The organism is Zhihengliuella alba (assembly GCF_039538765.1).
Taxonomy (GTDB): domain Bacteria; phylum Actinomycetota; class Actinomycetes; order Actinomycetales; family Micrococcaceae; genus Zhihengliuella; species Zhihengliuella alba.
This window is the reverse complement of the sequence record NZ_BAABCJ010000001.1, coordinates 505,698-531,131: the sequence shown is the minus strand read 5'-3', so window position 1 is coordinate 531,131 and position 25,434 is coordinate 505,698. Positions and strand designations below refer to the sequence as shown.

The 25,434-nt window shown below is 70.4% G+C and carries 25 protein-coding genes and 2 tRNA genes; 21 read left to right on the top strand and 6 right to left on the bottom strand.

What is annotated here, in order from left to right:
- Positions 1-31 precede the first annotated feature (31 nt).
- The 17 genes from ABD784_RS02375 (at position 32) to nusB (ending at position 14,153) form a co-directional block, all read left to right on the top strand.
- Complete coding sequence (locus ABD784_RS02375; protein WP_344879392.1) at positions 32-253, top strand: hypothetical protein; 222 nt, start codon at positions 32-34, stop codon at positions 251-253.
- The gene (nadD, locus tag ABD784_RS02370) at positions 246-881 is read left to right on the top strand and encodes a nicotinate-nucleotide adenylyltransferase (RefSeq protein WP_344881260.1); all 636 of its coding nucleotides are present in this window, start codon (positions 246-248) and stop codon (positions 879-881) included. Before ABD784_RS02375 ends, nadD begins: the two co-directional genes overlap by 8 nt.
- Positions 882-966: 85 nt before the next feature.
- Positions 967-2,535 (top strand): hypothetical protein, encoded by a 1,569-nt coding sequence (locus ABD784_RS02365; protein ID WP_344879389.1) that lies wholly within the window; start codon positions 967-969, stop codon positions 2,533-2,535.
- Between the two features lie 50 nt (positions 2,536-2,585).
- A complete protein-coding gene (gene rsfS / locus ABD784_RS02360; protein ID WP_344879386.1) occupies positions 2,586-2,969 on the top strand; it encodes a ribosome silencing factor in 384 nt (127 codons plus the stop codon).
- Between the two features lie 103 nt (positions 2,970-3,072).
- Positions 3,073-3,145, top strand: a tRNA-Ala gene (locus ABD784_RS02355).
- A gap of 186 nt (positions 3,146-3,331) precedes the next feature.
- A complete protein-coding gene (locus tag ABD784_RS02350; RefSeq protein WP_344879384.1) occupies positions 3,332-3,700 on the top strand; it encodes a DUF948 domain-containing protein in 369 nt (122 codons plus the stop codon).
- Positions 3,701-3,723: 23 nt separating this feature from the next.
- Entirely contained in the window at positions 3,724-3,975 is a 252-nt protein-coding gene (locus ABD784_RS02345) for a hypothetical protein (RefSeq protein ID WP_344879382.1), read from the top strand.
- A 26-nt stretch (positions 3,976-4,001) separates the two neighbouring features.
- Positions 4,002-6,695 (top strand): alanine--tRNA ligase, encoded by a 2,694-nt coding sequence (alaS, locus tag ABD784_RS02340; protein WP_344879380.1) that lies wholly within the window; start codon positions 4,002-4,004, stop codon positions 6,693-6,695.
- 29 nt (positions 6,696-6,724) lie between these two features.
- A complete protein-coding gene (gene ruvX, locus ABD784_RS02335; RefSeq protein ID WP_344879377.1) occupies positions 6,725-7,210 on the top strand; it encodes a Holliday junction resolvase RuvX in 486 nt (161 codons plus the stop codon).
- Positions 7,211-7,216: 6 nt separating this feature from the next.
- Positions 7,217-8,686, top strand: a complete 1,470-nt coding sequence (gene mltG, locus ABD784_RS02330; protein ID WP_344879374.1) for an endolytic transglycosylase MltG — start codon at positions 7,217-7,219, stop codon at positions 8,684-8,686.
- Entirely contained in the window at positions 8,683-9,591 is a 909-nt protein-coding gene (locus ABD784_RS02325) for a shikimate dehydrogenase family protein (RefSeq protein WP_344879371.1), read from the top strand. Before mltG ends, ABD784_RS02325 begins: the two co-directional genes overlap by 4 nt.
- Positions 9,592-9,617: 26 nt before the next feature.
- Complete coding sequence (aroC, locus tag ABD784_RS02320; protein ID WP_344879368.1) at positions 9,618-10,817, top strand: chorismate synthase; 1,200 nt, start codon at positions 9,618-9,620, stop codon at positions 10,815-10,817.
- 22 nt (positions 10,818-10,839) lie between these two features.
- Positions 10,840-11,511 carry a shikimate kinase gene (locus ABD784_RS02315; RefSeq protein ID WP_344879365.1) on the top strand — a complete coding sequence of 224 codons (672 nt, stop codon included), beginning with the start codon at positions 10,840-10,842 and terminating at the stop codon, positions 11,509-11,511.
- Positions 11,508-12,590 (top strand): 3-dehydroquinate synthase, encoded by a 1,083-nt coding sequence (aroB, locus tag ABD784_RS02310; protein WP_344879362.1) that lies wholly within the window; start codon positions 11,508-11,510, stop codon positions 12,588-12,590. Before ABD784_RS02315 ends, aroB begins: the two co-directional genes overlap by 4 nt.
- On the top strand, positions 12,590-13,090 hold the full coding sequence (locus tag ABD784_RS02305) for a tetratricopeptide repeat protein (protein WP_344879359.1): 501 nt from the start codon (positions 12,590-12,592) through the stop codon (positions 13,088-13,090). Before aroB ends, ABD784_RS02305 begins: the two co-directional genes overlap by 1 nt.
- A gap of 89 nt (positions 13,091-13,179) precedes the next feature.
- The gene (gene efp, locus ABD784_RS02300; protein ID WP_309079821.1) at positions 13,180-13,743 is read left to right on the top strand and encodes an elongation factor P; all 564 of its coding nucleotides are present in this window, start codon (positions 13,180-13,182) and stop codon (positions 13,741-13,743) included.
- Positions 13,740-14,153, top strand: coding sequence for a transcription antitermination factor NusB (nusB, locus tag ABD784_RS02295; RefSeq protein ID WP_344879356.1), 414 nt, complete (start codon positions 13,740-13,742; stop codon positions 14,151-14,153). The genes efp and nusB overlap by 4 nt, the downstream gene beginning before the upstream one ends.
- Before the next feature lie 232 nt (positions 14,154-14,385).
- On the opposite strand, the gene fabF is transcribed toward nusB, so the two are convergent.
- The 6 genes from fabF to aceE all read right to left on the bottom strand — a co-directional run bounded on the left by fabF (position 14,386) and on the right by aceE (position 22,236).
- Positions 14,386-15,624, bottom strand: a complete 1,239-nt coding sequence (fabF, locus tag ABD784_RS02290) for a beta-ketoacyl-ACP synthase II (protein WP_344879353.1) — start codon at positions 15,622-15,624, stop codon at positions 14,386-14,388.
- Positions 15,625-15,747: 123 nt separating this feature from the next.
- Positions 15,748-15,993 carry an acyl carrier protein gene (locus ABD784_RS02285; RefSeq protein WP_309079818.1) on the bottom strand — a complete coding sequence of 82 codons (246 nt, stop codon included), beginning with the start codon at positions 15,991-15,993 and terminating at the stop codon, positions 15,748-15,750.
- Positions 15,994-16,087: 94 nt separating this feature from the next.
- Entirely contained in the window at positions 16,088-17,143 is a 1,056-nt protein-coding gene (locus tag ABD784_RS02280) for a beta-ketoacyl-ACP synthase III (RefSeq protein ID WP_344879350.1), read from the bottom strand.
- Positions 17,144-17,151: 8 nt separating this feature from the next.
- Positions 17,152-18,072: an ACP S-malonyltransferase gene (locus ABD784_RS02275; protein WP_344879347.1), complete on the bottom strand. Its 921-nt coding sequence runs from the start codon at positions 18,070-18,072 to the stop codon at positions 17,152-17,154.
- An 89-nt stretch (positions 18,073-18,161) separates the two neighbouring features.
- Positions 18,162-19,373: a PucR family transcriptional regulator gene (locus ABD784_RS02270; protein WP_344879345.1), complete on the bottom strand. Its 1,212-nt coding sequence runs from the start codon at positions 19,371-19,373 to the stop codon at positions 18,162-18,164.
- Positions 19,374-19,497: 124 nt separating this feature from the next.
- Positions 19,498-22,236, bottom strand: coding sequence for a pyruvate dehydrogenase (acetyl-transferring), homodimeric type (gene aceE, locus ABD784_RS02265; protein ID WP_344879341.1), 2,739 nt, complete (start codon positions 22,234-22,236; stop codon positions 19,498-19,500).
- 324 nt (positions 22,237-22,560) lie between these two features.
- Between aceE and ABD784_RS02260 the strand changes: the two genes are divergently transcribed.
- From ABD784_RS02260 to gndA, 4 genes are all read left to right on the top strand, one after another.
- Positions 22,561-22,977 (top strand): DUF3052 domain-containing protein, encoded by a 417-nt coding sequence (locus ABD784_RS02260; protein WP_344879338.1) that lies wholly within the window; start codon positions 22,561-22,563, stop codon positions 22,975-22,977.
- A 42-nt stretch (positions 22,978-23,019) separates the two neighbouring features.
- The gene (locus ABD784_RS02255; RefSeq protein ID WP_344879335.1) at positions 23,020-23,520 is read left to right on the top strand and encodes a redoxin domain-containing protein; all 501 of its coding nucleotides are present in this window, start codon (positions 23,020-23,022) and stop codon (positions 23,518-23,520) included.
- Positions 23,511-23,586: transfer RNA gene (locus ABD784_RS02250), tRNA-Val, on the top strand. Before ABD784_RS02255 ends, ABD784_RS02250 begins: the two co-directional genes overlap by 10 nt.
- 264 nt (positions 23,587-23,850) lie before the next feature.
- The gene (gene gndA, locus ABD784_RS02245; RefSeq protein ID WP_344879332.1) at positions 23,851-25,287 is read left to right on the top strand and encodes an NADP-dependent phosphogluconate dehydrogenase; all 1,437 of its coding nucleotides are present in this window, start codon (positions 23,851-23,853) and stop codon (positions 25,285-25,287) included.
- Positions 25,288-25,434 lie beyond the last annotated feature (147 nt).

Sequence of the window (25,434 nt, the reverse complement as noted above, 5' to 3'; positions counted from 1 at the left end):
CCGCCGCCTTCTCGAAGACCAAGGGAGACCCATGCTCAATCAGCTCATTGCAACCGGTACCGTCGCTGCCGCAGCGGCAGAGGAGAGCGGCTCGACCAATCTCGCGCTGCTCATCGGCGGCGGAATCATGGCGCTGTTCCTGGTCATGCTGCTGATCACCGTCTCCTTCGCCAACCGCGGCCTGGGCCACTCACCGCACGCCGAGGTCGCCGACCCGCACCGCCAGCACCCGAACAAGCACGGCCATCACTAGGCAGGAGCAGGGTCGTCCGCTCCGGCTCGGGGTCATGGGCGGCACGTTCGACCCCATCCACCATGGCCACTTGGTGGCCGCCAGCGAGGTCGCGGCCGAGTTCGATCTCGACGAAGTCGTCTTCGTGCCGACCGGGGAGCCCTGGCAGAAGCAGCACCGCAAGGTCTCACCGACCGAGGACCGCTACCTGATGACCGTGGTGGCGACCGCGTCGAATCCCAGATTCACGGTCAGCCGGGTCGACATCGAGCGCGGCGGGCCCACCTACACGATCGACACCCTCCGGGACCTCCGCCGGGACCGTCCGGACGCCGAGCTCTTCTTCATCACGGGCGCCGATGCGCTGGCCCAGATCATGTCCTGGAAGGACGTCGGCGAGCTGTGGAGCCTGGCGCATTTCGTCGGGGTGACCCGGCCCGGGCACGACCTCCCGGATCTCGGACGCAACGACGTTAGTCTTTTGGAAGTACCCGCCCTCGCGATCTCCTCGACGGACTGCCGGGACCGGGTGCGGAACCGGCACCCGGTCTGGTACCTGGTGCCGGACGGCGTGGTGCAGTACATCGCGAAGCACGGACTGTACCGGGACCCAGGTCCTGCAGGTACACGGACGCGGTCCGCCGAATAGGGCACAACCACTGGTTCACGACTGGGGAATGGATAGCATGAGCAACGATGGAGAGCCTGTACTCACCAGGCGGGCTCTGCGTGAATTGAGGCGAGCGCAGGAGGAGGCCCGTCGGGCCTCCGACGAGCCCGCTCCCGCCGAGGGGACGGAGCAGGGCGCGGCCGTCGACAGCGCCGCGTCGGCCCCTGGCCCGGGAGACCGGGCGAAGGCCGCGCCCTCCGGACCGGACGCTCCGCCCGTCGCCCCCAAACCGTCGAAGCCGAGCTCCCGCACTCCCGAGGCCTCGACCGCCCCCGGGTCGAACCCCTCCGCGTCCCCGGGCTCCTCCGGCGCCGAGACCGTGGCAGCGGGGGGCGACCCGTCGCCCGCCGAGCCGGGCCAGCGCTCGACTGCGAGCCGAGGCAAGCGCGCCGCCGCCCTGCAGTCGACGGAGGAGGCGCCGTCGTCCCGAGCCGCCGAGGAGGAGACGACCGCAGAACGGGTCCAGCGAGCCAATCGCAGCCGCCGAGCTGCGGAGGCCCCGGTCGACGCGATTCCACCGCGGTCCGAGCGGACCGAGCGATCCTCACTCCAGCGCGCCCGGGACCGCGAGGCATTGCGCCGTCGGCGGGCCGCCGAGGAGGCAAGCGCCCAGCCGAAGCCCAGCGAGGACGAGGCGGCGCCGCTGACCCGTCGACAGCTGCGCCTGCAGGCGCTGGCCGCTGCCAAGGCGGCTTCCGGACGGGAGGGATCCTCCGCGGCGGCCGAGGCCCCCGAAGTCGCGTCCGCGGAGGAGGCCGCCCACCTGGACACCGCGCCCAACCCCGTCGCGGGCGCCGCCCTGCCGAACAAGTCCGCATCGACGCCTGCTGAATCCGGCCGGCCCGACGGCGCGGCTGGGAAGACCGACGCCGAGATGAGCGTCGAGGAGGCTCTCCGCGCCCGACGGGCGGCGCGCCCGCCGAAGTCTCCCGCCGGCTCCGCGGGGACCCCTGCCGGCCAGCGTGTACGGCCCCGCACCACCCCGGCGTCCAGTCCCGACGGCGGCGTCGGCGCCGCGAAGGGGGCAGTGCCTGCGAGCGAGGACACCGGGCTGGTCGACCTGGAGACGTTGGCCACGCAGCGTGAACGCGCCGCGCGTGCCGCCATCATCAATCGGCGCATCGCCGAGCGGCGCCGGCTCGAGGCGGAGAACGCCCAGCGGCTCAACCAGGTCAGCGCCGATCCCTTCACCGGCGCCATGAACCAGTTCGTGGATCCGGAGGCTGAGAAGCGTCTGGTCAACACCGGGATCTCCGGGCCGCCGACCAGCGGAGTCGAACTGGACTTGTCCGCAGCCGGAGACCCGCGCGAGGGTCCGCGCGGTCCGCGCCGCAGCACCAAGCCCGTCCCACACGGCGGCGCGACGGCGGAGCAGTTGCGCGAGACGGCCGAACGGCATGGAGCCCCGGCCGACCCCGCCCGGCGGGACGAGGCGCCGGCCGGAGCCGAGGCGTCCGACGAGGCCGCGGTCCAGCCGCTCGCGGCCACCAGCGCGCAGGGGCTCGATCCGCTGGACTCGGTCACAGCGGGGATCCGCCGTGCGAACCAGTGGTTCTACGTCTCGTTCGGGGCCCTCGCCGTCGGCGTCGGGACCTTCGTTGCCGGGATCATCATGATCGTCAACAGCAACTAGACTTGTCTGCGGGGGCGTCCGCCCCCGTCCGCTCACGCTAAGGGAGACACGTGGCGCTCAACGAGCACACTCGCAGCATCATCGAAGTGGCCGCCCGCGCGGCCGACGGCAAGCTCGCCGAGAACATCGCGGCCGTCGACGTCGGCGACCGGCTCGGGATCACCGACGCCTTCCTCATGGCCTCGGCAGAGACCGAGCGGCAGGTCAACGCCGTCGTCGACGCCATCGAGAAGGAGCTCTCCGAGGAACTCGATCTCAAGCCCGCCCGTCGCGAGGGCCAGGGCGAGGGGCGGTGGGTGCTGCTGGACTACCTCGACGTGGTGATCCACGTGCAGCACCAGGAGGACCGGGAGTTCTACGCGCTGGACCGCCTCTGGAGCGACTGCCCCGCCATCGAGCTGCCCGACCTGGGCTCCAGGGACGGCGCGGCCTAGGCTCGGCGGGGGAGGCGCGGCGGTGTGATTTTGCGACGCCGTCGGGGCTCCCGTATGATTGACGAGTTGCTTCGGCCCCGGTCATCCGGATAACGAAGCCCAGGGGGGTATGGCGCAGTTGGTAGCGCGTCTGCATGGCATGCAGAAGGTCAGGGGTTCGAATCCCCTTACCTCCACCGCTGGAGAAGGCTCGGGACCAATGGTCCCGGGCCTTCTCTGCGTCCGGCCGAGGACGGTCCCGGGGGCCGGCCCGGCCGTGGCCCAGGAGCGGCGCTGCGGCGTCGCGACGGGCATCGTTAGGTAGGGTTGGGTACCGGTGCCGCGCCCTGCGGTGGCCGAATACGTCGAATGAGGAGCTCAACATGACCGGGGCCGACATCGCCGGGCTGATCGCGGCCGGAGTCTTCGCCATTCTGGTAGCACTTCTGGCCGTTCCGATCCTCAAGCTGGGCAAGGTCTTCGACGAGCTGCGCTCCGCGGTTCGCGAGATCTCCGACGGGACCAGCCCGCTGCTGCAGGAAGTGACCAACACCGTCACGACCACGAACGAGCAGCTGCGCAAGGTCGACGGGATCACGACCAACGTCTCCGACGCGTCCGCCAACGTCACGGCCGTCAGCTCGCTGTTCGCCGCCGTCGTGGGCCGGCCCCTCATCAAGGTCGCCGCATTCAGCGAGGGCGTCCGCGCCGCCATGAACCGTCCGGCCAAGCCTGCCCGCCGCAGCCGCTGATCGACAGGAAGAGGACACACGTGATGAAGAAGATCTTCTGGGTCGGCATCGGCATCGCCGTCGGGTCGCTGGCCTACCACAAGCTCTCCCAGGCCCGTGAGCAGGCGACGACCGCCGAGGGCTGGAACCGCACCCTCGGCCGCATCGGCGACTCGGTCGCCGATACCCTGGACGCCTTTCGCGAGGGCATGAGCTCCAAGGAAACGGAGCTCCGCGACGCCCTCGGCCTCGACCAGCCGCAGCGCGGCCGCCACGCCGGCGGCCAGAACCACTAATCCACTCGAAGGATCGATCTAGCACCATGAAATCGCAGGACATCGCCCGGACCTGGGTGGACTTCTTCTCCAAGCGCGGCCATACGCCTGTCCCGAGCGCATCCCTCGTCTCCGCGGACCCGTCCCTGCTGTTCACCGTGGCCGGCATGGTGCCCTTCATCCCGTACTTCACGGCGCAGCAGGAGCCGCCGTACAGCCGTGCGGTCAGCATCCAGAAGTGCATCCGCACCGCCGACATCGAGGAGGTCGGCCAGACCTCCCGGCACGGGACGTTCTTCCAGATGGCCGGCAACTTCTCCTTCGGCGACTACTTCAAGGCCGAGGTCATCCCGTGGGCCTGGGAGCTGCTGACGACGCCGCAGGCGGCCGGCGGCTTCGGCCTGGACCCGGAGCGGCTCTGGGTCACGGTCTACGAGGAGGGCGACGAGCGCGACGACGACGCCCGTCGCATCTGGGAGGACGTCGTCGGCGTCCCGCGCGAGCGCGTGATCGGCACCGGCAAGGCCGACAACTACTGGAACACCGGCCAGCCCGGCCCCGGCGGCCCCTGCTCCGAGATCTACTACGACCGCGGCCCGGCCTACGGTCAGGAGGGCGGCCCCGCCGTCGACGAGACGCGGTACATCGAGATCTGGAACCTCGTCTTCATGCAGTACCGGCTCTCCGCCGTGCGCTCGAAGACGGACTTCGACGTCGCCGGAGAGCTGCCGCAGAAGAACATCGACACCGGTCTCGGCCTCGAGCGCCTGGCGATGATCCTGCAGGGCGTCGAGAACATGTACGAGACGGACCAGGTGCGCCCGGTCCTCGACAAGGCCTCCGCTCTCTCCGGCAAGGAGTACACGTCCACCGAGGACCCGAGCGACCCGAACCACGCCAACGACGTGCGACTGCGCATGATCGCCGACCACGTCCGCAGCTCGCTGATGCTGATCTCCGACGGCGTGGTCCCCGGCAACGAGGGCCGCGGCTACGTGCTGCGCCGCCTCATCCGGCGCTCGGTGCGCGCGATGCGCCTCATGGGCGTGGAGACAGCTGTGCTCCCGGAGCTGCTGCCGGCGTCGCGCGACGCCATGAAGGGCGTGTACCCCGAGGTCGAGACCGACTTCGAGCGCATCTCCCGCGTCGCCTACGCGGAGGAGCGGGCGTTCCTGCGGACCATCGCGTCCGGCACGGCCCGCCTCGAGGAGGCCATCGGCGAGGCCAAGCAGGGAGCCGGCGCGCTCTCCGGCGACGTGGCATTCAGCCTGCACGACACCTACGGATTCCCGATCGACCTGACGCTGGAGATCGCCGCCGAAGCCGGACTGTCTGTGGACGAGCAGCAGTTCCGCTCGCTCATGAAGGAGCAGCGCGAGCGCGCGCAGCAGGACGCGCGCGCGAAGAAGGCCGGCCACACGGACCTGACCCTCTTCTCCAAGCTGCACGGCGGCCGCGACGTCCGCTTCACCGGCTACGAGACCCTCAGCGGCGAGTCACCCGTCCGCGGCATCGTGCGCGATGGGGAACTGCTCGATGTCGCAGAGCAGGGACAGGAGATCGATCTCGTCCTCGACGAGACGCCGTTCTACGCCGAGGCCGGCGGCCAGGCGGGTGACGTCGGACTGATCACGGGCGACGGCTTCGTCGTCGAGGTCCTGGACGTCCAGGCGCCCATCCGGGGCCTGAACGTCCACAAGGCCATCGTGCGCGAGGGCGAGCTGCCCGCCTCCGCGCGCGTCGTCGCCGATGTGGACCGCCAGCGCCGACTCGCCGGCGAGCAGGCCCACTCGGCCACGCACATCGTCCACGCCGCCCTGCACGAGATCCTCGGGCAGGAGGCCATCCAGTCGGGATCCTTCAACAAGGCCGGCTACCTCCGGTTCGACTTCACGTGGTCCGATGCGCTCTCCGGTGCCGCCCGGGCCGAGATCGAGGAACTCGCCAACCTCAAGATCCGCGACAACCACGACGTCATCACGCGCGTGCTGGCACTCGACGAGGCCAAGAAGATGGGCGCGATGAGCCTCTTCGGCGAGAAGTACGGCAGCACGGTCCGCATGGTCGAGATGGACGGTGCCTGGTCCCGCGAGCTGTGCGGCGGAACCCACGTCGGCGCCACCAGCCAGATCGGCAGCCTCACGCTCCTGGGGGAGCAGTCGGTGGGCTCCGGCAACCGGCGCGTCGAGGCGCTCGTGGGCATGGAGGCCTTCCGGCACGGCGCCGCCGAGCGGGCCCTCGTCTCCGATCTGGCCGAGATGTTCCGCGTCCCGGCCGCCCAGGTCGGGGAGCGCGTCCAGGCGACCGTCGCGAAGCTGCGCGCGGCCGAGAAGGAGATCGAGCGCCTGCGGCGCGAGCAGCTGGCCGCCCAGGCCGCCGGCCTCGTCGCGGGCGCCCGGGACATCGCGGGTGTGCGGGTCCTGGCCCACGACGCCGGCGACGTCTCCGCCGCGGACGATCTGCGCTCCCTCGCGCTCGACCTGCGCGGCCGGCTCGGGGCCGATGCCGCCGTCGTGGCCCTCACTGGCGTCGCCAACGGTCGGCCACTCGTGCTCGTCGCGACGAACGAGGCGGCCCGTGCCCAGGGGATCAAGGCGGGTGCGCTCGTGCGCGTGGCCGCCGGGATCCTCGGCGGCGGCGGAGGCGGAAAGGACGACGTCGCCCAGGGCGGAGGCCAGGATTCCACCAAGCGCCCGGAGGCGCTCGGGGCCATCGAGCGCGAGATCGGCGGCATCGCCTGACGATGGGGGCCCGCGGCACACGGCTCGGCGTGGACGTCGGGCAGGTACGCGTCGGGGTCGCCTCCAGCGACCCCGACGGCCTGCTGGCGACCCCGTGGCGGACCCTCAAGCGCGACCCGAAGAAGGACTCCGACCTCGCGGTCCTGATCCGCCACGCGTGCGAGGCCGGCGCCGTCGTCGTCTACGTCGGCCTGCCCCGCAACCTCAAGGGCCAGGACACCGCCTCGACGCGGATGGCCCGCGACTACGCGGCCCTCCTCGCGGACGGGCTCGCGGCGGCCGGGAGCAGCGCGAGCGTCCGGCTCGTGGACGAGAGACTGAGCACCGTGACGGCGCACCGGAGCCTCCACGAGGCAGGAGTCGCCGGCCGCCAGCACCGCGCCGTCGTGGACCAGGCGGCGGCGACCGCTATTCTGCAACATGCGCTCGATATGGAAAGATCGCTTCGACGCGACGTCGGAGACGCCGTGGAGCCGAGAACTGGCACTGACGGTTCCCCAGGACAAAAGGACTAGCCGCAGGTGAACGACACACACGACACCCGGGGCGCCGCAGATGAGGATCTCCTCGACGACGACGCCGCCGGGGCGCCGTACCGACATCTGGCCTCGGGCCGGCGCCGTAGAGAGCCGTCGGCCCCGCTCGACCTGCATGATGCCGGCGGCCCGCGGCTGCCGGACCCGTCGCGCGCCGCCATCCGCCGGGGCGCCGCCCCGGCCCCGGCCCCGGCGGCGGCCGTCGCGCCCGTCTTGCCTCCCGCGGATGTCCCCGCGACGGAGCCCGTCGCCCCGGAGGAGGAGTCCCGGACCTCCGCAGCGGCAGTGGCCGGGGCGCATGCCGCCCGCACGGAGCCGCGCGTCAGGACCTTCGAAGAGGTCGTCATCCCGCCCCGCGACGAGCAGCTGGAGGCCTCGTTGCAGGCACGCCGACGCCGGCGCCGGCGCCGCAATGCGGTCATGCTCTCCGTCTTCGGGGTCTTCGTCGTGCTCCTGACCGTCGGGGCGCTCTTCCTCAATTCCCTCTTCAACCTCGAGCCAGAGGACTTCGAGGGGCCGGGGGAGGGCGAGGTGACCTTCGTCGTCGAAGCAGGCTGGGGCGCCAACCGCGTGGCCAGCGAACTGGTGCAGCAGGGCATCGTGGCCTCGGACGAGGCCTTCCTCGAGGCGCTCTCCGAATCGGACGCGGAGGACAAGGAGATCCACCCCGGCGAGTTCCCGATGCAGCAGCGCATCCCCGCCGCACGGGCCGTCGAGGCGCTCGTCGGCAGCGCGGACGCTCCCGTCCACTACGTCGCGATCCGGCAGAACATGCGTCTCAAGGCCGCGCTGGAGGCCATCAGCGAGGGGACCGGTTCCTCGGTGGACGAGCTCGCCGAGCTGGCGAACCAGCCGGCGGCGTTCGGCCTGCCCGACTCGTACACGAATCTCGAGGGCTTCATCCACCCGGGGGAGTACCGGTTCCCCGTCGGCACCGAGCCGAAGGAGGTGCTCCAGCAGTTCGTCGACGCGACCACCGAGAAGCTCGCCGAGTTCGGGGCCGGCGATCCCGAGCAGGGCTATCGGGCCCTGAAGATCGCGAGCATCCTCCAGGCCGAGTCGCGGCCCGACGACTACAAGACCGTGGCCGGTGCGATCGAGAATCGTCTCAACCCCTCCAACACGGAGACCAAGGGTCTGCTGCAGGTGGACTCGGCCGTGGTCTACGGCCTGGACCGCTACTCGCTGGAGTTCTCGGCGGAGGAGAAGGCCGACGCCTCCAACCCGTACAACACCTACCAGCACCTCGGGCTGCCGCCGACCCCCATCGGCTCGCCGGGCGACCGGGCGATCGAAGCGGCCGTGAACCCGGACGAGAACGACTACTACTACTGGGTGACCGTCAACATCGAGACCGGCGAGACCAAGTTCGCGACCACCTACGAGGAGCACCAGCGGAACCAGCAGGAGTACCGGGACTACTGCGACGCCAACCCGGAGATCTGCGGGCGATGAGCGGAGAGACGTCCCGGCCGGCGGCGCGCGCCGCCGTGATCGGCAACCCGATCGGCCACTCGAAGTCCCCGCGGCTCCACGCCGCCGCCTACACCGCGCTGGGCGCGCCCATCGACTACGGTGCGCTGGAGGCCGACCCCGAGGACGCCGCCGCCCTGGTCGAACGCCTGCGCACCGAGCCGGGGTGGCGCGGCCTCTCCTGCACCATGCCGATGAAGGCCGCCATGGTGCCGTTCATGGACGAGGCCTCCGACCGCGTCCGCCGCCTCGGCGTCCTGAACACGGTCGTCGTCGACGACTCCGGCGGCTCCGTCCGGCTGCTGGGCGAGAACACCGACGTCGACGGCATCGTCCGGGCGCTCGAGGCCGGCAGGCCTCGGTCCGGCGACTCGTTCGCCGGAGGGCGACTGGCGATCCTCGGTGCCGGCGGTACCGCGGCAGCTGCGGTCGAGGCAGCCGCGCTCCTGGGCATCGCGCACGTCGATCTGGTCGTCCGGAACGCCGGGCGGGCCTCCGGCACGGTGGCCCTCGCCGAGGAACTCGGCCTCGCTGTCCGTGCGGTCGACGCCCCTGCTGCCGGCGCAGCGCTGGGGGAGTACGACGTCGTGATCTCCACCCTGCCGCCGCGGGCGGCGGACCCTCTGGTCGACGTGCTGCTCGCGACCGCGCCCCGCCCCGGTGCGCCTCTGCTCGACGTCGCCTACGACCCCTGGCCGAGTCGGCTCGCCGACGCCTGGGAGGACGCCGGCGGCCGGGCCGTCGACGGGCTGGACATGCTGGTGCACCAGGCCGTCGAGCAGGCGCTGCGATTCGCCCGCGTGGATCTGCTCTCGGACCCGTCGGCGCGCGAGGTCGTCACAAACGTGATGTGTGACGCAGTGGGCACCCCGCGTCGTCGGGGTTGATCCCGAAGCGTGGCAGTATTGAGTCCATGTTGCGTTGGTTGACTGCGGGCGAATCCCATGGCCCGTCCCTCGTCGGAATTCTGGAAGGACTGCCCGCCGGGGTGTCGCTGACCACCGAGGAGGTCCAGTCCGCGCTCGCCCGCCGGCGTCTCGGCTACGGACGGGGCGCGCGGATGAAGTTCGAGCAGGACGAGGTCACTTTCGTGGGCGGGGTGCGCCACGGCGCCACCCAGGGCGGTCCGGTCGCGATCCAGGTAGGGAACACCGAGTGGCCCAAGTGGGAGAAGGTCATGAACGCCGATCCCGTCGACCAGGACGTGCTCGACGGGCTCGCGCGCAACGCACCGCTCACCCGCCCCCGGCCGGGGCACGCTGACTTCGCCGGGATGCAGAAGTACGGCTTCGACGACGCGCGGCCGGTCCTCGAGCGGGCCAGCGCCCGCGAGACCGCCGCCCGCGTCGCCCTCGGGACCGCTGCCGCGAAGTTCCTGCAGCACCTGGACATCCGACTCGTCAGCCACACCGTGGCCGTCGGCACGGTCGCCGTCCCCCAGGGGACCGCCGTGCCTCGACCGCAGGACGTCGTGGCCCTGGACAGCGACCCACTGCGGTGCTTCGACCGCGAGACCTCGGAGGCGATGGTCGCCGAGGTCGACGCGGCGCATAAGGAGGGCGAGACCCTCGGCGGCGTCGTCGAGGTCGTCGCCTACAACCTTCCGCCGGGCGTGGGGTCCTACGTGCACTGGGACCGGCGCCTCGATGCCCGACTCGCGGCGGCGCTCATGGGCATCCAGGCCATCAAGGGCGTCGAGGTCGGCGACGGCTTCCTGACGGCGGCCCGGCGCGGCTCCCAGGCCCACGACGAGATCCTGCGCGACGAGGAGGGACGGATCATCCGCACCACCAACCGTGCCGGCGGCGTCGAGGGCGGCATGAGCATCGGCACGCCGCTCAGGGTGCGGGCCGCGATGAAGCCCATCGCCACCGTGCCCCGCGCCCTTCGGACGGTGGACGTCGCCAGCGGCGAGGACGCCAAGGCGCACCACCAGCGCTCCGATGTCTGCGCGGTCCCGGCCGCCGGCGTGGTGGCCGAGGCCATGGTCGCGCTCGTGATCGCCCAGGGCATCCTCGAGAAGTTCGGCGGCGACTCCGTCGCCGAGACCCGACGCAACCTGGACGCCTACCTGGACGCCATCCCCGCGGCACTGGCGACCCCGCGCGCCTGACCGGCACCGGAGCCACAGCGACGTGACCCCAGATCCATCGGAGCCGTCCCCCGCGGAGGCCTCCCACTGCGCCACCTCCCACTGCGCCACCCCGCGTGACGCCTGGGACGGCCATGCCCGCAGCGTCATCTGCCTCATCGGGCCCATGGCCTCTGGCAAGTCCACGCTGGGACGCGCCGTGGCGCGCGAGCTCGGCGTCCCCTTCGCCGACACCGACGCACTGGTCGTGGCCCAGCACGGGCCCATCGCGGACCTCTTCGCCGAGCGCGGGGAGGCCGAGTTCCGTCGCCTGGAGACCGAGGCGCTCCGCACGGCGCTCGCGGCCGCCTCCGTCCACGGCGGCGTGATCGCCACGGGTGGCGGCGCCGTCGTCGTACCGGAGAACCGCGAGCTGCTCTCGGGCGTCTTCACCGCGTATCTCACCATCAGCCGCGACGCGGTCGCGCCGCGCATCCTCCGGGACCGGCACCGACCCCTGCTGGGCCCGCGCCCGGCACCCGACGACGAGCCCCCCGCCCCGGATGCGGGCCCCCTCGAGCGCTGGGCGCAGATCCTGGCCGAGCGCGAACCCCTCTACCGGGAGGCGGCCCAGACCGTCGTCGACGTCGGCACCGGGCCGGTCGCCACCAATGCGGCCCGCATTCTCAGCGCCTACCGGCGCCACACTCAAGCCACGGAGGAACAGCAGAAATGACCACCACCATCGAGGTCACCGGAAGCACGCCCGACGCGAACTACAGCGTCGTCGTGGGCAACGGACTCCTGGACTGGCTGCCGGCGATCCTCGGCGAGCGGGTCCGCAAGGTGCTCGTCGTCCACCCCCGCGCCCTGCGCGCCACCGGCGACGCCGTCAAGGCCGAGCTCGATGCAGCCGGCCTCACCGCACTGACAGCCGAGATCCCGGACGCCGAGGAGGGCAAGCACATCCAGGTCGCCGCCTTCTGCTGGCAGGTCCTGGGCCAGAATGACTTCACGCGTTCCGACGCCGTCGTGGCCGTCGGCGGCGGCGCTGTGACCGACGTGGCCGGCTTCGTCGCCGCGACGTGGCTGCGCGGCGTGCGCGTGGTCCACCTCCCGACGACGCTCCTGGGCATGGTGGACGCCGCCGTCGGCGGGAAGACGGGCATCAATACGTCCGAGGGGAAGAACCTGGTGGGCGCGTTCCACCCGCCGGCCGCGGTGCTGGCCGACCTGGACTCCCTGCAGACCCTGCCGCGCAACGAACTGGTCACCGGGCTCGCGGAGTCCGTGAAATGCGGGTTCATCGCCGACCCGCGGATCCTGGAGATCATCGAGGCCGACCCCGCGAAGGTCTCCGAGCCCGGCAGCGACGAGCTGCGCGAGGTGATCGAACGCTCCATCCGGGTCAAGGCGGAGGTCGTGTCCGAGGACCTGAAGGAGTCGGGTCGCCGCGAGATGCTCAACTACGGCCACACCTTGGCGCACGCGATCGAGCTGGCGGAGCGGTACCAGATGCGCCATGGGGCCGCCGTGTCGATCGGACTGACCTTCGCCGCGGAGCTGGCGCGCTCCGTGGGGCGGATCGACGACGCGCTGGCCGACCGGCACCGGGCCGTCCTGGAGTCGCTCGGCCTCCCCACCACGTACCGGGGCGACCGCTGGGCGGCGCTGCTGGACGGGATGAAGCGGGACAAGAAGGCACGAGGCGACCTGCTGCGGTTCGTCGTCCTCGACGGGCTGGCCCGGCCGGGTATCCTCGATGTACCCGATACATCCCTACTCTTCGCCGCATACCAGGAGATCGCAGACTGATGCAGGAGACTCACTGGATCGAGACGGGCATGCCGGGGATCAAGCGCGATCCCGAGACGCTGCTGCCCGTGATCGTCGATGAGGAGGAGGCGGAAGGACTCCTCCAGGGGGACGACCCGTGCGACGCCGTGGTCGTGCTGATCGCCCGTGGCCAGCTCCGGCAGGCCGCCGAGCTGGTGGCCGACGTGCGGTTGAACGAGCCGCAGAACATCCGCATGCGCCTGCTGGACACCGACCTGCAGCGCGCCATGGGCAACACCGAGGCCGCCATCAAGCGCCTGCGGGCCCTGCTGGAGGAGTTCTCCGGCACATCCCACGAGGCCACGATGCATCAGTACCTCGGGATCCTCTACTACAACGCGGGCGACCTCACCGCGGCCCGACACCGCTTTGAGAAGGCGCTCGAGCTGCACACCAGGGCGAACGCGCTCGAGCGACGCACGGAGCTCGCGAGGCGCTCGCTGCAGGCCGTCGAACGGCACGAGCACCTCGTACGCTAAAATTGCTGAGGATCTTTGACAAGAGCCGGAGCCCGGCCGCGCCATCGGCGCGGAGACGGGCGCCGGCGCCCATACAGGAAGAGTAGTTCGTGGCAGATACCACCGATATCAAGAACGGCGTCGTCATCAAGATCGACGGCCAGCTGTGGCAGATCGTCGAATTCCAGCACGTCAAGCCGGGCAAGGGTGGTGCATTCGTGCGCACCAAGATGCGCAACATCATGTCGGGCAAGGTCGTCGACAAGACCTACAACGCCGGCGCCAAGATCGAGACCGCGACGGTCGACCGCCGCGACTACCAGTACCTGTACCAGGACGGCGAGGACTACGTCTTCATGAACCTGTCCGACTACGACCAGATCACCGTTCCGGGCGCGCTCGTCGGCGATGCCGCCGGTTTCATGCTCGAGAACCAGGAACTGGTCATCGCGATGCACGACGGCTCGCCGCTGTACGTGGAACTGCCGCCGTCGGTGGTCCTGGAGATCACCTACACGGAGCCGGGCCTCCAGGGCGACCGCTCCTCCGCCGGCACCAAGCCGGCCACGCTGGAGACCGGCAAGGAGATCCAGGTGCCGCTGTTCGTCGAGCAGAACACCCGCGTGAAGGTCGACACCCGCACGGGCGACTACCTGGGGCGTGTCACCGAGTGAGTGCCCGCAGCAAGGCCCGGCTCCGGGCGCTCGAGGTGCTCTTCGAGGCGGACCAGCGCGGCGTGACCGCGCTGTCCGCCCTGCAGCAGCGCCGAGAGGCCAACGCGGACTGGACCGTCAATCCCTACACGATGACCCTCGTGGAGGGCGTGGTGTCGCAGCAGGAGCGGATCGACGAGATCCTCAGCACCTATGCGCGCGGCTGGACCCTGGACCGCATGCCGGCCGTGGACCGCGCCGCGCTGCGCCTCGGCGCCTGGGAGATCCTCTTCAACGACGACGTACCCGACGGCGTCGCCGTCGCCGAGGCGATGTCGCTGGCGAAGGAGCTCTCCACCGACGAGTCGCCCGAGTTCATCAACGGGCTGCTCGGCCGCATCCAGCAGATGAAGCCGACGCTCCTGGCCTAGACCCGCAGCCGGCCCGCAACAGCGCGGGCCGGCCGCATCACCGAGGGCGCCACCCCGGCCGATCGACGGCAGGGACGGCGCCCTTCGTCGTCGACGCCGGTCCTGCTCGCCGCCGCAGGCGAGCCGGGGGAGAGAGCGCTCGGAGTACACAAGAGAACGGGGCCGGGCCGGTGCCAAACCCTGCGGGGAAGGCGCCGGCCCGGCCCCGTTCGGGTCCGCTGCGGTGGAGCGACTAGACGCTGCGGATGGCCACGACGGCGTTGTGCCCGCCGAAGCCGAACGAGTTGTTCAGGGCCACGATCGAGCCGCCGGGCAGCTCGCGCGGGGTGCCCGTGACCACGTCCAGCGGGATGTCCGGGTCCTGGTTCTCGAGGTTGATGGTCACCGGTGTCTTGCGGTGGTAGACCGCCAGGACGCTCAGGACGGACTCCACCGCTCCGGAGGCTCCGAGGAGGTGGCCCATCTGCGACTTGGTGGCGGAGACGGCCACATTGTCTACGTGCTGGCCGAGGGCGGCCCGCAGAGCCGTGTACTCCGGCTTGTCGCCGACCGGGGTGGACGTCGCGTGCGCATTGACGTGCACCACGTCCTCCGGCTGGATGAGGCCATCGAACATCGCGGCCTTCAGCGCGCGGGTCGCGCCGAGGCCCTCGGGGTCGGGGGCGGTGATGTGGTGGGCGTCGGCGGTGACCGCCGTTCCAGCGAGCTCCGCGTAGATCCGGGCCCCGCGGGCGAGTGCATGCTCCTCCGCCTCCAGGACGAGCGCACCGGCGCCCTCGCCCATGACGAAGCCGTCGCGGTCCAGGTCGTACGGGCGGGACGCGTGCTCGGGATCGTCGTTGCGGCGCGAGAGCGCCTGCATCGAGGCGAACGCCGCGAGCGGCATCGGGTGGATCGCGGCCTCGGCGCCGCCGACCACGACGACGTCGGCACGGCCGGAGCGGATGATCTCCAGGCCCACGTCCACCGCCTCGGTGCCGGAGGCGCAGGCGGAGACCGGCGTGTGGGCGCCGGCGCGGGCGCCCAGATCGAGGCTGACGGCGGCAGCAGGGCCGTTCGGCATGAGCATGGGCACCGTCATCGGCAGGACGCGGCGCGGACCCTTCTCGCGGAGGGTGTCCCAGGCGTCGAGGAGCGTCCACACGCCGCCGATGCCGGTGGCGAAGGCGACGCCGAGGCGGTCCTGGTCCATCTCCGTCAGACCGGAGTCCTTCCAGGCCTCGCGGGCGGCCACCACGGCGTACTGCGTGGACGGGTCCATCCGCTTCATCTCGACGCGGGAGAGCGTCTCGCTCGGCGGGGTGGTGACACGGGCGGCGAAGCTGACCGGGAGGTTGAACTCCTCGACCCAGTCGTCGGTCAGCGTGTGCGCACCGGAGACGCCCTTCAGGGCGTTCTCCCACAGGGTGGGCACGTCGCCACCGATGGGGGTTGTGGCACCTAGACCGGTGATTACGACTTTGCGGGCCATCAGCACATCTCTCTTTACACGAAGAAGACTACGTAGTGGGTGGCAGGTGCCCGGCCGGGATGGATCCCGGACCGGGGTGGTAACGCGCCGCCGCCTGCCCGACGGCGGCGCGTTGGCAGGCCCCTAGGCCTGGGCGTTCGCGATGTAGCTGACCGCGTCGCCGACCGTCTTGAGGTTCTTGACTTCCTCATCCGGAATCTTCACGTCGAACTTCTCCTCGGCGTTGACCACGATGGTCATCATCGAGATGGAGTCGATGTCCAGGTCATCGGTGAAGGACTTGTCCAGCTGAACGGCGTCGGTGTCCAGTCCGGTCTCTTCGTTAACAATCTCCGCCAGACCGGCAAGGATCTCTTCGTTGCTCGCCATGAGGGCTTTCCTTTCTCGTAGTGCCGGGTGATCCCGACGTTGTGTCCCGCCCGCAGTGGGCGGGTAACCATTGGAACGTTCGTCCTAGGCAAGCCTAGGGCAGAACGACGACCTGGGCGCCGAACACCAGTCCGGCGCCGAAACCGATCTCCAGGGCGAGCCCGCCGGACAGCCCGGGGTCCTCCTGCAGGAGCCGGTGCATGGCCAGGGGGATCGACGCAGCGGAGGTGTTGCCCATGTCCGCGATGTCACGGCCGACAGCGACCGTCTCGGGAAGCTTGAGCTGCTTGACCATCTCGTCGATGATCCGCATGTTGGCCTGATGCGGCACGAACGCGGCGAGGTCCTCCGGGCCGACGCCCGCAGCGTCCATCGCCTGCTTGGCGACCTTGGCCATCTCCCAGACGGCCCAGCGGAAGACGGTCTGACCGTCCTGGCGCAGCGTCGGCCACAGCTTCGCCTCCGTCTCGGCGACCAGCGCGTTCCCCTCGGGATCCGCCTCCGCCGCCAGGGCGATCTCGCGCAGGTCGAGCATCGAGTGGGTCATGCCGATCGTGGACCACTTGGAGCCGTCCGATCCCCAGACCGACGGCGCGATGCCGGGGGTCTCCGAAGCGCCGATCACAACCGCGCCGGCGCCGTCGCCGAGCAGGAAGGAGATCGTCCGCTCATGGTTGTCGATCACGTCGGAGAGCTTCTCCGCGCCGACGACGAGGACGTAGTCCGCCGCACCGGAGCGCACCAGGGCGTCCGCCTGCGCGACGCCGTAGCAGTAGCCCGCGCACGCGGCCGAGATATCGAAGGCCGGGGCCGGGGTCGCGCCCAGTCGATCCGCCAGCGCGGCCGCGGCCGAGGGGGTCGCGTACGGGAAGGTGACGGTGGAGACGATCACGGCGCCGAGCTGTGACCCGTCGATCCCGGCGGCCTCGAGGGCCTCGCGGCCCGCGGCCTCCGCCATGTCCAGGAGCGAGACATCCTCGGAGGCCCGGCGGCGGGTGACGATGCCGGTGCGCTGGCGGATCCACTCGTCGGAGGAGTCGATCCACTGGCAGACGTCCTCGTTGGTCACCACGACGTCGCCGCGGTACGCGCCGAGGCCGAGGAAGCGGCTGCCGGCGTTGGTCGGCGCGAGCTTGAGTTCGGTGGTCATGGTGCTCCTTACGCGGTGTGCTCGGCGACGAACGCGCGGGCCGAGTCGAGGTCTTCCGGGCTCTTCAGGGCGAGCGTGGCGACGCCCTTGAGACCGCGCTTGGCGAGGCCGACGAGGGTTCCGGCAGGGGCGAGCTCGAGCAGGCCCGTCACGCCGAGCTCGGCGAAGCGCTCCATGCACAGGTCCCAGCGGACCGGCCGGGAGACCTGCGCGACCAGGCTGGACAGGTTCGCCCGGCCGTCGACGACCACGCCGCCGTCGTAGTTGCTGAGGAGGCTCAGCCGTGGGTCGGCGGGGGAGAGCTGCGGCGCGAGCTGCTCGAGGACCGAGACGGCCGGGGCCATGTGCCGGGTGTGGAAGGCGCCGGCCACCTTCAACGGGACGACCCGCGCCTTGGCGGGGGGAGCGGCGGCGAAGGCCTCGATCTCCTCGAGCGTCCCCGCCGCGACGGTCTGGCCGCCTCCGTTGGCGTTCGCCGGGGTGAGTCCGGCGGCCTCGATGGCGTCGCGGACCTCCTCGGGGTCCCCCCCGAGCACGGCCGCCATGCCGGTGGGAGTCGCCGCAGCGGCCTCCGCCATGGCGTTGGCGCGCTCGCGGACGAAGACCATTGCGTCCCGCTCGCTCAGGGCGCCAGCGATCGCGGAGGCCGTGATCTCGCCGACGGAGTGCCCGGCGACCACGACGCCGTCGGGGACACCGTCGGAGAGGAGTGCTCGGGCCGTGACCAGGCCCGCCGCGACGATCAACGGCTGGGCGACGGCGGTGTCCTTGATGGTCTCCTCGTCGGCGGCGGTACCGAAATGCGTCAGATCGCGCCCGGACAGCTCGGCGAGCTGGGCGAGATGATCCGCGACGCCGGGCTGTTCGAGCCAGGGGGTCAGGAAACCGGGGGTCTGGGAGCCCTGTCCGGGGCACACGATTGCAAGCACGATTCCAGCTTTCCAATAATCGAGGGCTGGCCCCGGTGTTCTGGTGCACCAAGCTCACCGGGGCGTCTTGTAGGGATCCTACAAGAGGATCACAGGGGCGGGCTGTCCTCCAGGCGCCCGACGACCAGGGCGGTCTGCAGGACGAACGCCTCCCGGGGGATCAGCGGGTCCCAGCCGGTGAGCTCGCAGACGCGCTTGAGGCGGTAGCGCACGGTGTTCGCATGGACGAAGAGCTGGCGCGCAGTGCCCTCGAGCGAGTGGCCCAGCGCGAGGTAGCTGGTGAGGGTCTGCACCAGGCCGTTGCCGGCCTTCTCCAGCGGCCGGTAGATGTGCTCGACCAGCGCTCGGCGCGCCAGCGGGTCGCCGTTGATGACGCGTTCCGGCCAGAGGTCGTCCGCCGCGGCCGGGCGCGGGGCCTGGGTCCACGCATCCGCGGAGGCCAGTCCCGCGAAGGCGGCCTGCGCGGAGTCGGTCGTCGCGCGCAGGGAATCGGCGCGCGGGCCGTAGACGACCGGCCCGTCGCCGAACAGCTCGGCCAGCCGCGAGAAGCCGGCGGCCCCGTTCTCGCGGATGCCGCCGAGCATCACGATCAGCCGCTCGCCCTGGATGCCGACGAGGCAGTCGTGCGCGTAGCGCAGGGCGGCACGGCGCAGCTCGGCCACGAAGTGGGCGCTCGCGACGTCGGGGGCCCGGCCCGCCATGACGTGGATGCCGGACTGGGACTTCCAGCCCACGGCCGCGAACCGGGAGCGGAGGGAGTCCGTGTCCTCGCCGCGCAGCACGGCGTCCACGACGAGCGCCTCGAGCCGGCTGTCCCAGGCACCGCGGGACTCCGCGGCGCGGGCGTAGACGTCTGCGGCGGCGAAGGCGACCTCGCGCGAGTACCGAAGGACGGCTTCGCGCAGCTGGATCTGCTCGGACTCGGCGGCGAGCTCCGGCACCCGGTTCTCGACCACCTCGACGATCGTCCGGATGAGCTGGAGCGCCCGCTGGAGGCTGATGGAGCGAGTGAGTTCCGTCGGCGCCGCGCCGAAGACGTCGTTGAGGACCCATTGCGGGCTGGTCGGGCGCTCGTACCAGCCGACGAAGGAGGCGATGCCCTTCTGGGCGACCAGACCGAGCGCGGCGCGCTCATCCGGATTGAGCGCACGGTACCAGGGGAGGGACTGCTCCAGGTGCTTCAGAGCCGCGGTGTAGAGGACTCCCTGATGCGACTTCAGGCGGGCCAGGGTCTCCGAGCCACCGGGCGGCTGCTTGGAGAGCAGCGGACTCGGATCGTGCGCCGGGGCCGTGTCAGTCATGGGCGCAACACTACTCGGCTGGTGATCGTGAGGCACCTTACCGGTGGGTACCGTTTTGTCGACTTCATACAAAGGACGGCCCCCGGGATTCCCGGGAGCCGTCCTTTCCGTCATGCGTGGGCGGTCAGCTGTCGCCGCCGGCGTTGCCGCTGGTGCCGGCGTTGACGTCGTCGAGCCGGTAGCGCTCGAAGGCCTGGGCGGGAGCCTCGGCGGGCACCTCGCCACGCCGGGCGAGCATCTGCAGGGCCCGGACCACGACGCTGTGCGCGTCGATCTTGAAGAACCGGCGCGCAGCGGCACGGGTGTCCGAGAAGCCGAAGCCGTCGGCCCCCAGCGTCGCCCACTCGTTCGGCACGTACTGGCGGATCTGATCCGGCACGGCCTTCATGTAGTCGCTGACGGCGACCACCGGACCGGTCGCCCCGGCCAGCTGCTCCGTGACGAAAGGCGTGCGCGCTTCGCTGCCCGGGTTGAGGAACGCCTCCTCCTCGGCCTCGATGGCGTCGCGGCGCAGCTCCGTCCAGCTGGTCACGGACCAGACGTCGGCGGAGACGCCCCACTCCTCGGCGAGGATCTGCTGGGCCTCGATGGCCCAGGGCAGGGCGACGCCGGAGGCGAGCAGCTGCGTGCGGGGGCCGTCGACCTTCGCCGGGGCGGCGAGGTAGATGCCCTTGAGCAGGCCGTCGACGTCGAGTTCCTCCGGCTCGGCCGGCTGGGAGATCGGCTCGTTGTAGACGGTCAGGTAGTACATGACGTTGGGGTCCGGGTGGTTCCCGCCGTACATGCGCTCCAGGCCGGCCCGCATGATGTGCCCGATCTCGTAGCCGTAGGCCGGGTCGTACGTGACCACGGCCGGGTTGGTGGCGGCGAGGATCGGCGAGTGGCCGTCGGCGTGCTGCAGGCCCTCGCCGGTGAGCGTGGTCCGGCCGGCGGTCGCGCCGATGACGAAGCCGCGGGTCATCTGGTCGGCGGCGGCCCAGAAGGAGTCGCCGGTCCGCTGGAACCCGAACATCGAGTAGAAGACGTAGACCGGGATCAGCGGCTCGCCGTGCGTGGCGTACGCGGTGCCGGTCGCCGTGAGGGCTGCCACGGCGCCGGCCTCGTTGATGCCCGGGTGCAGGATCTGGCCCGCCGGGGACTCCTTGTAGGCCAGGACCAGGTCCCGGTCCACGGAGAGGTAGTTCTGGCCCTTGGGGTTGTAGATCTTCGCCGTCGGGAAGAACGAGTCCATGCCGAACGTGCGGGCCTCATCCGGGACGATCGGCACGATCCGATTGCCGAACTCCTTGTCCCGCATCAGGTCCTTCAGCAGGCGCACGAAGGCCATGGTGGTGGCGGCCTGCTGCTTGCCGGAGCCGCGCTTGGCGATCGCGTACGTCTTGTCGTCCGGAAGGGCCAGCTCGGTGTGCTTGGTCCGCCGCTCGGGCAGCGAGCCGCCGAGCTTCTTCCGGCGGTCCAGCATGTACTGGATCTCCGGGGCGTCGGGCCCCGGATGGAAGTACGGCGGGCGGTACGGGTCGGCCTCGATCTGCTCGTCGGTGATCGGGATCCGCAGGTGGTCGCGGAAGGCCTTCAGGTCGTCCTGCGTCAGCTTCTTCATCTGGTGCGTCGCGTTCCGCGCCTCGAAGTGCGGGCCCAGGCCGTAGCCCTTGACCGTCTTCGCGAGGATGACCGTCGGCTTGCCCTTGAACTCCATGGCGGCCTTGTAGGCGGCGTAGACCTTGTGGTAGTCGTGCCCGCCGCGCTTGAGGTTCCAGATCTCGTCGTCGCTCATGTCGGCGACGAGCTCCTTCGTCTCGGGTGACTTCCCGAAGAAGTGCTCCCGCACGAAGGCGCCCGACTCGGCCTTGTACGTCTGGTAGTCGCCATCCGGGGTCTGGTTCATGATGTCGACCAGTGCGCCCGTCTGGTCCTTCTCGAGCAGGTCGTCCCACTCGCGGCCCCAGACGACCTTGATGACGTTCCAGCCGGCGCCGCGGAAGAAGGCCTCCAGCTCCTGCATGATCTTGCCGTTGCCGCGGACCGGGCCGTCGAGGCGCTGCAGGTTGCAGTTGATGACGAACGTCAGGTTGTCGAGCTTCTCGTTGGCGGCCAGCTGCAGGAAGCCGCGCGACTCGGGCTCGTCCATCTCGCCGTCGCCGAGGAATGCCCACACGTGCTGGTCGGACGTGTCCTTGATGCCGCGGTTGTGCAGGTACCGGTTCGTCTGCGCCTGGTAGATCGCATTGGCCGGGCCGATGCCCATCGACACCGTGGGGAACTCCCAGAACTCGGGCATGTTCCGCGGATGCGGATAGGAGGGGATGCCGTTCTCGCCCTTCGACTTCTCCTGGCGGAACCCGTCGAGGTCTTCTTCGCTCAGGCGTCCCTCGAGGAAGGCGCGGGCGTACATGCCGGGGGAGGCGTGGCCCTGGAAGAAGATCTGGTCGCCGCCGCCCGGGTGGTCCTTCGCCCGGAAGAAGTGGTTGAAGCCCACCTCGTAGAGGGTGGCGGCGCCGGCGAAGGTGGAGATGTGCCCGCCGACGCCGATGTCGGGGTGCTGGCCGCGGTGCACCATGACGGCGGCGTTCCACCGCATCCAGGCGCGGTAGCGGCGCTCGACCTCCTCGTCGCCGGGGAACTCCGGCTCCTGGTCCACCGGGATGGTGTTCACGTAGTCGGTGGTCGTCACCATGGGGACGCCGACACTCTTGGCGCCCGCGCGCTGCAACAAGGAGCGGACGATGAACTGCGCCCGCTCGGTGCCCTGACTGGCGACCAGATCGTCGAAGGACTCGATCCACTCGGCGGTTTCTTCCGGATCGCGGTCCGGCAACTGACTGGTCAAGCCAGAGCGGATGTGTGAAATGTGATCGTCAGCCACGTCCAAATTCTCCTTGTAGCGGGTTACAGCGTGGTGCAGGCGGTAGGAGAGGACGACGTCGTCTGTGGGTCGCACTCCCCAGGCCGTGGCAGTTCGGCCGCCGTGCTCGGTTAGGTTCCCGCCGTGGTGCAGCGGAAGCTATCCACGCCACTCTAATGCGCGTGGCTGGAGAATGCGTAGCTCGTGGCCGTGGGCCGTGCGGCGCCGGGCCGCAGGCTCCGGCGCCCGCCGAGAAATGCGGCGTGTCAGGCGTCCCGCGCTTGATACCGGGGGAGGAAACGTGTTGTCTTAGTGAGAGTAAGACCACCATAGAGGAGGAAGATTGTGAGCGAGGCCGCAGCAGCCACCGAATCGGCTGCCGCCAAGATGGGATTCAAAGAAGGGGATCTCATCCAGGAACTGGGTTATGACGACGACGTCGACTTCGATCTGCGCGACGCGCTCGAAGACGGCATCGGCTCAGAATTGCTCACCGAGGAAGACCAGGACGTCGTCGACGGCGTCATTCTGTGGTGGCGCGAAGGCGACGGCGATCTCGTCGACGCCCTCGTCGACTCGCTCACGCAGTTGGACGAGGGCGGCGTGGTCTGGCTGCTGACGCCCAAGAACGGCCGCGACGGCCACGTCAAGCCAGCCGAGATCCTGGAGGCCGCGCCGACGGCGGGTCTCCACATGACGACCAGCGAGGGCGTATCGGCGGAGTGGTCGGCGTCCCGGCTGGCCCCACGCCGCAAGAACTGAACGGCGCACGCACTGAACGACTACGCGGGAAGCAGGGGAGCCGTGGGGTCCCCACAGCAGGGCGCGGCCGTGCCCGCTTTCGACCTCGTCAATCAGCACGGGGAGCCGGTCGGCAGCCGTTCGCTATGGGACCAGGCCTACTGCCTGGTCTTCTACCCGTTCGCCTTCTCCCGCGTCTGCACCTCCGAGCTGCGCGAGCTGGCGGCCGAGCATTCGCGATTCGAGGACGCGGGAGTACGGCTCCTCGGCGTATCGGTGGACCACAAGTACGCCCTGCGGGCCTATGCGGAGCAGGAGGGGCTGCCGTTCGAGCTCCTCGCCGACTTCTGGCCGCACGGGGCCGCGGCGCAGGCCTTCGGGTGCTTCGATCCGCGGGCCGGAAGGGCTGGACGGACGACGTTCTTCGTCGCCGGGGGTCGGATCACGGCGGCGTTCTCCTCCGACGTCGGCCGTCCGCGGGCTCTGGAGGACTACCGCAGGGCTCTGCGGGAGTTGGACGGGGGAGCAGCTGCCGGTAGGATTGACCGGCGCGCGGGTCTTTAGCTCAGCTGGTAGAGCGCCACGTTTACACCGTGGATGTCATCGGTTCGATCCCGGTAGGACCCACCATTCGCAAACCCCGTCATCCCACGACCTCCGGGTCGGGATGGCGGGGTTTCCTGTGTCCTCGGGGCAATGCAGGGGGCGCCGGCTGCGCGCCTGCGATCTTCGAGGGGCGCACGAGCTCCTCGGTGAGCGGGTGAAGGAACTGGAAACATGGCCGCGCAAAGGTATTACTTTTTGGCCTCCGCGGGGCCTCTGTGGGCTAGGCTACTGAGCAGCGCCTGGGACAGGCGCCCCGCACACATCAACCGTTCCGGAGGATCCTTCCGTATGCCTGCACAGATTGGCGTGACCGGCCTGGCCGTCATGGGCGCAAACCTGGCCCGCAACTTCGCGCGTAACGGGTACACCGTCGCCGTCCACAACCGGTCGGCCGGAAAGACCGACGCCCTGCTCGAGGCCCATGGGGACGAGGGCGACTTCATCCGCACGGAGTCCCTCGAGGAGTTGGTGCAGAACCTCGAGACTCCCCGCCGGGTGATGCTCATGGTGAAGGCCGGCAAGCCGGTCGACGCCGTGATCGATCAGCTCGTGCCCCTGCTCGAGCCGGGCGACATCGTCATCGACGGCGGCAACTCCCACTACGAGGACACGCGCCGCCGCGAGGCCGCGCTGGCCGAGAAGGACCTGCACTTCGTGGGGGTCGGCGTCTCCGGCGGCGAGGAGGGCGCCCTCCTCGGCCCGTCGATCATGCCGGGCGGCTCGCAGGAGTCCTACCGGGCGCTCGGCCCGATGCTCGAGAAGATCTCCGCCAAGTACGAGGGCGAGCCGTGCTGCACCTGGATCTCGACCGATGGTGCCGGACACTTCGTCAAGATGGTCCACAACGGCATCGAGTACGCCGACATGCAGGTCATCGGCGAGGCCTACGACCTCCTCCGCTCGGCCGCCGGCCTGGAGCCCGCCGAGCAGGCGAAGGTCTTCACGGAGTGGAACAAGACCAATCTCTCCTCGTTCCTCATCGAGATCACGGCCGAGGTCCTCGGCCACGTCGACGCGGACACGGGCAAGCCTCTGGTCGACGTCGTCGTCGACTCCGCGGGTCAGAAGGGCACCGGCCGCTGGACCGTCATCTCGGCCCTCGAGCTGGGCACGCCGACGTCCGGCATCGCCGAGTCCGTGTTCGCCCGCGGGCTCTCCTCCCAGCGCTCGCAGCGCGCCATCGGCCAGGAGGTCCTGGAAGGACGCGAGGAGCAGGTCGAGCTGCCGGAGGGCTTCGTGGAGGACGTCCGCCAGGCCCTGTTCGCCTCCAAGCTGGTCTCCTACGCGCAGGGGTTGGACATGCTGGACAACGCCGCGGCCGAGTACGGCTGGGAGCTGAAGCTGGACGAGATCGCCTCCCTGTGGCGGGCCGGCTGCATCATCCGCGCCGAGCTGCTGGACGACATCATGAAGGCGTACGCCGCGGCCGAGAAGCCGGAGAACCTCCTGTTCGCCCCTGCTTTCTCGAAGGCCATCGCCGAGGCGGTTCCGGCCTGGCGCCGCGTCGTGGCCACCGCCGTGCGCCTCGGCATCCCGGTGCCGGTCTTCTCCTCCTCCCTCGCCTACTACGACGGCCTGCGCCGCAAGCGCCTGCCGGCGGCCCTGATCCAGGGCCAGCGCGACCTGTTCGGGGCGCACACGTACCAGCGCATCGACCGCGAGGGCACGTTCCACACCCAGTGGAGCGGCGACCGCACGGAGATCAGCGCGGACGACACGCACTGACGCAGCGCCCACTCGGGCGGAACGGATGAACCCTCCTCCCCAGAGGTGGGGGAGGGCGGACGGCCTCATCCGGGAGCAGCGGCGGCATCCACCAGGACGGTGGGTGCCGCCGCTGTCGTCTACCGGCTGAGCTCCGCTGGAGGCGGA

Excerpts from the sequence above, each read along its gene's own strand:
- ABD784_RS02375 (WP_344879392.1), top strand. The coding sequence starts at position 32 with ATGCTCAATCAGCTCATTGCAACCGGTACCGTCGCTGCCGCAGCGGCA.
- ABD784_RS02350 (WP_344879384.1), top strand. The coding sequence starts at position 3,332 with ATGACCGGGGCCGACATCGCCGGGCTGATCGCGGCCGGAGTCTTCGCC.
- ABD784_RS02345 (WP_344879382.1), top strand. The coding sequence starts at position 3,724 with ATGAAGAAGATCTTCTGGGTCGGCATCGGCATCGCCGTCGGGTCGCTG.
- alaS (WP_344879380.1), top strand. The coding sequence starts at position 4,002 with ATGAAATCGCAGGACATCGCCCGGACCTGGGTGGACTTCTTCTCCAAG.
- ABD784_RS02325 (WP_344879371.1), top strand. The coding sequence starts at position 8,683 with ATGAGCGGAGAGACGTCCCGGCCGGCGGCGCGCGCCGCCGTGATCGGC.
- aroC (WP_344879368.1), top strand. The coding sequence starts at position 9,618 with ATGTTGCGTTGGTTGACTGCGGGCGAATCCCATGGCCCGTCCCTCGTC.
- aroB (WP_344879362.1), top strand. The coding sequence starts at position 11,508 with ATGACCACCACCATCGAGGTCACCGGAAGCACGCCCGACGCGAACTAC.
- ABD784_RS02305 (WP_344879359.1), top strand. The coding sequence starts at position 12,590 with ATGCAGGAGACTCACTGGATCGAGACGGGCATGCCGGGGATCAAGCGC.
- fabF (WP_344879353.1), bottom strand. The coding sequence starts at position 15,624 with ATGGCCCGCAAAGTCGTAATCACCGGTCTAGGTGCCACAACCCCCATC.
- ABD784_RS02285 (WP_309079818.1), bottom strand. The coding sequence starts at position 15,993 with ATGGCGAGCAACGAAGAGATCCTTGCCGGTCTGGCGGAGATTGTTAAC.
- ABD784_RS02280 (WP_344879350.1), bottom strand. The coding sequence starts at position 17,143 with ATGACCACCGAACTCAAGCTCGCGCCGACCAACGCCGGCAGCCGCTTC.
- ABD784_RS02270 (WP_344879345.1), bottom strand. The coding sequence starts at position 19,373 with ATGACTGACACGGCCCCGGCGCACGATCCGAGTCCGCTGCTCTCCAAG.
- gndA (WP_344879332.1), top strand. The coding sequence starts at position 23,851 with ATGCCTGCACAGATTGGCGTGACCGGCCTGGCCGTCATGGGCGCAAAC.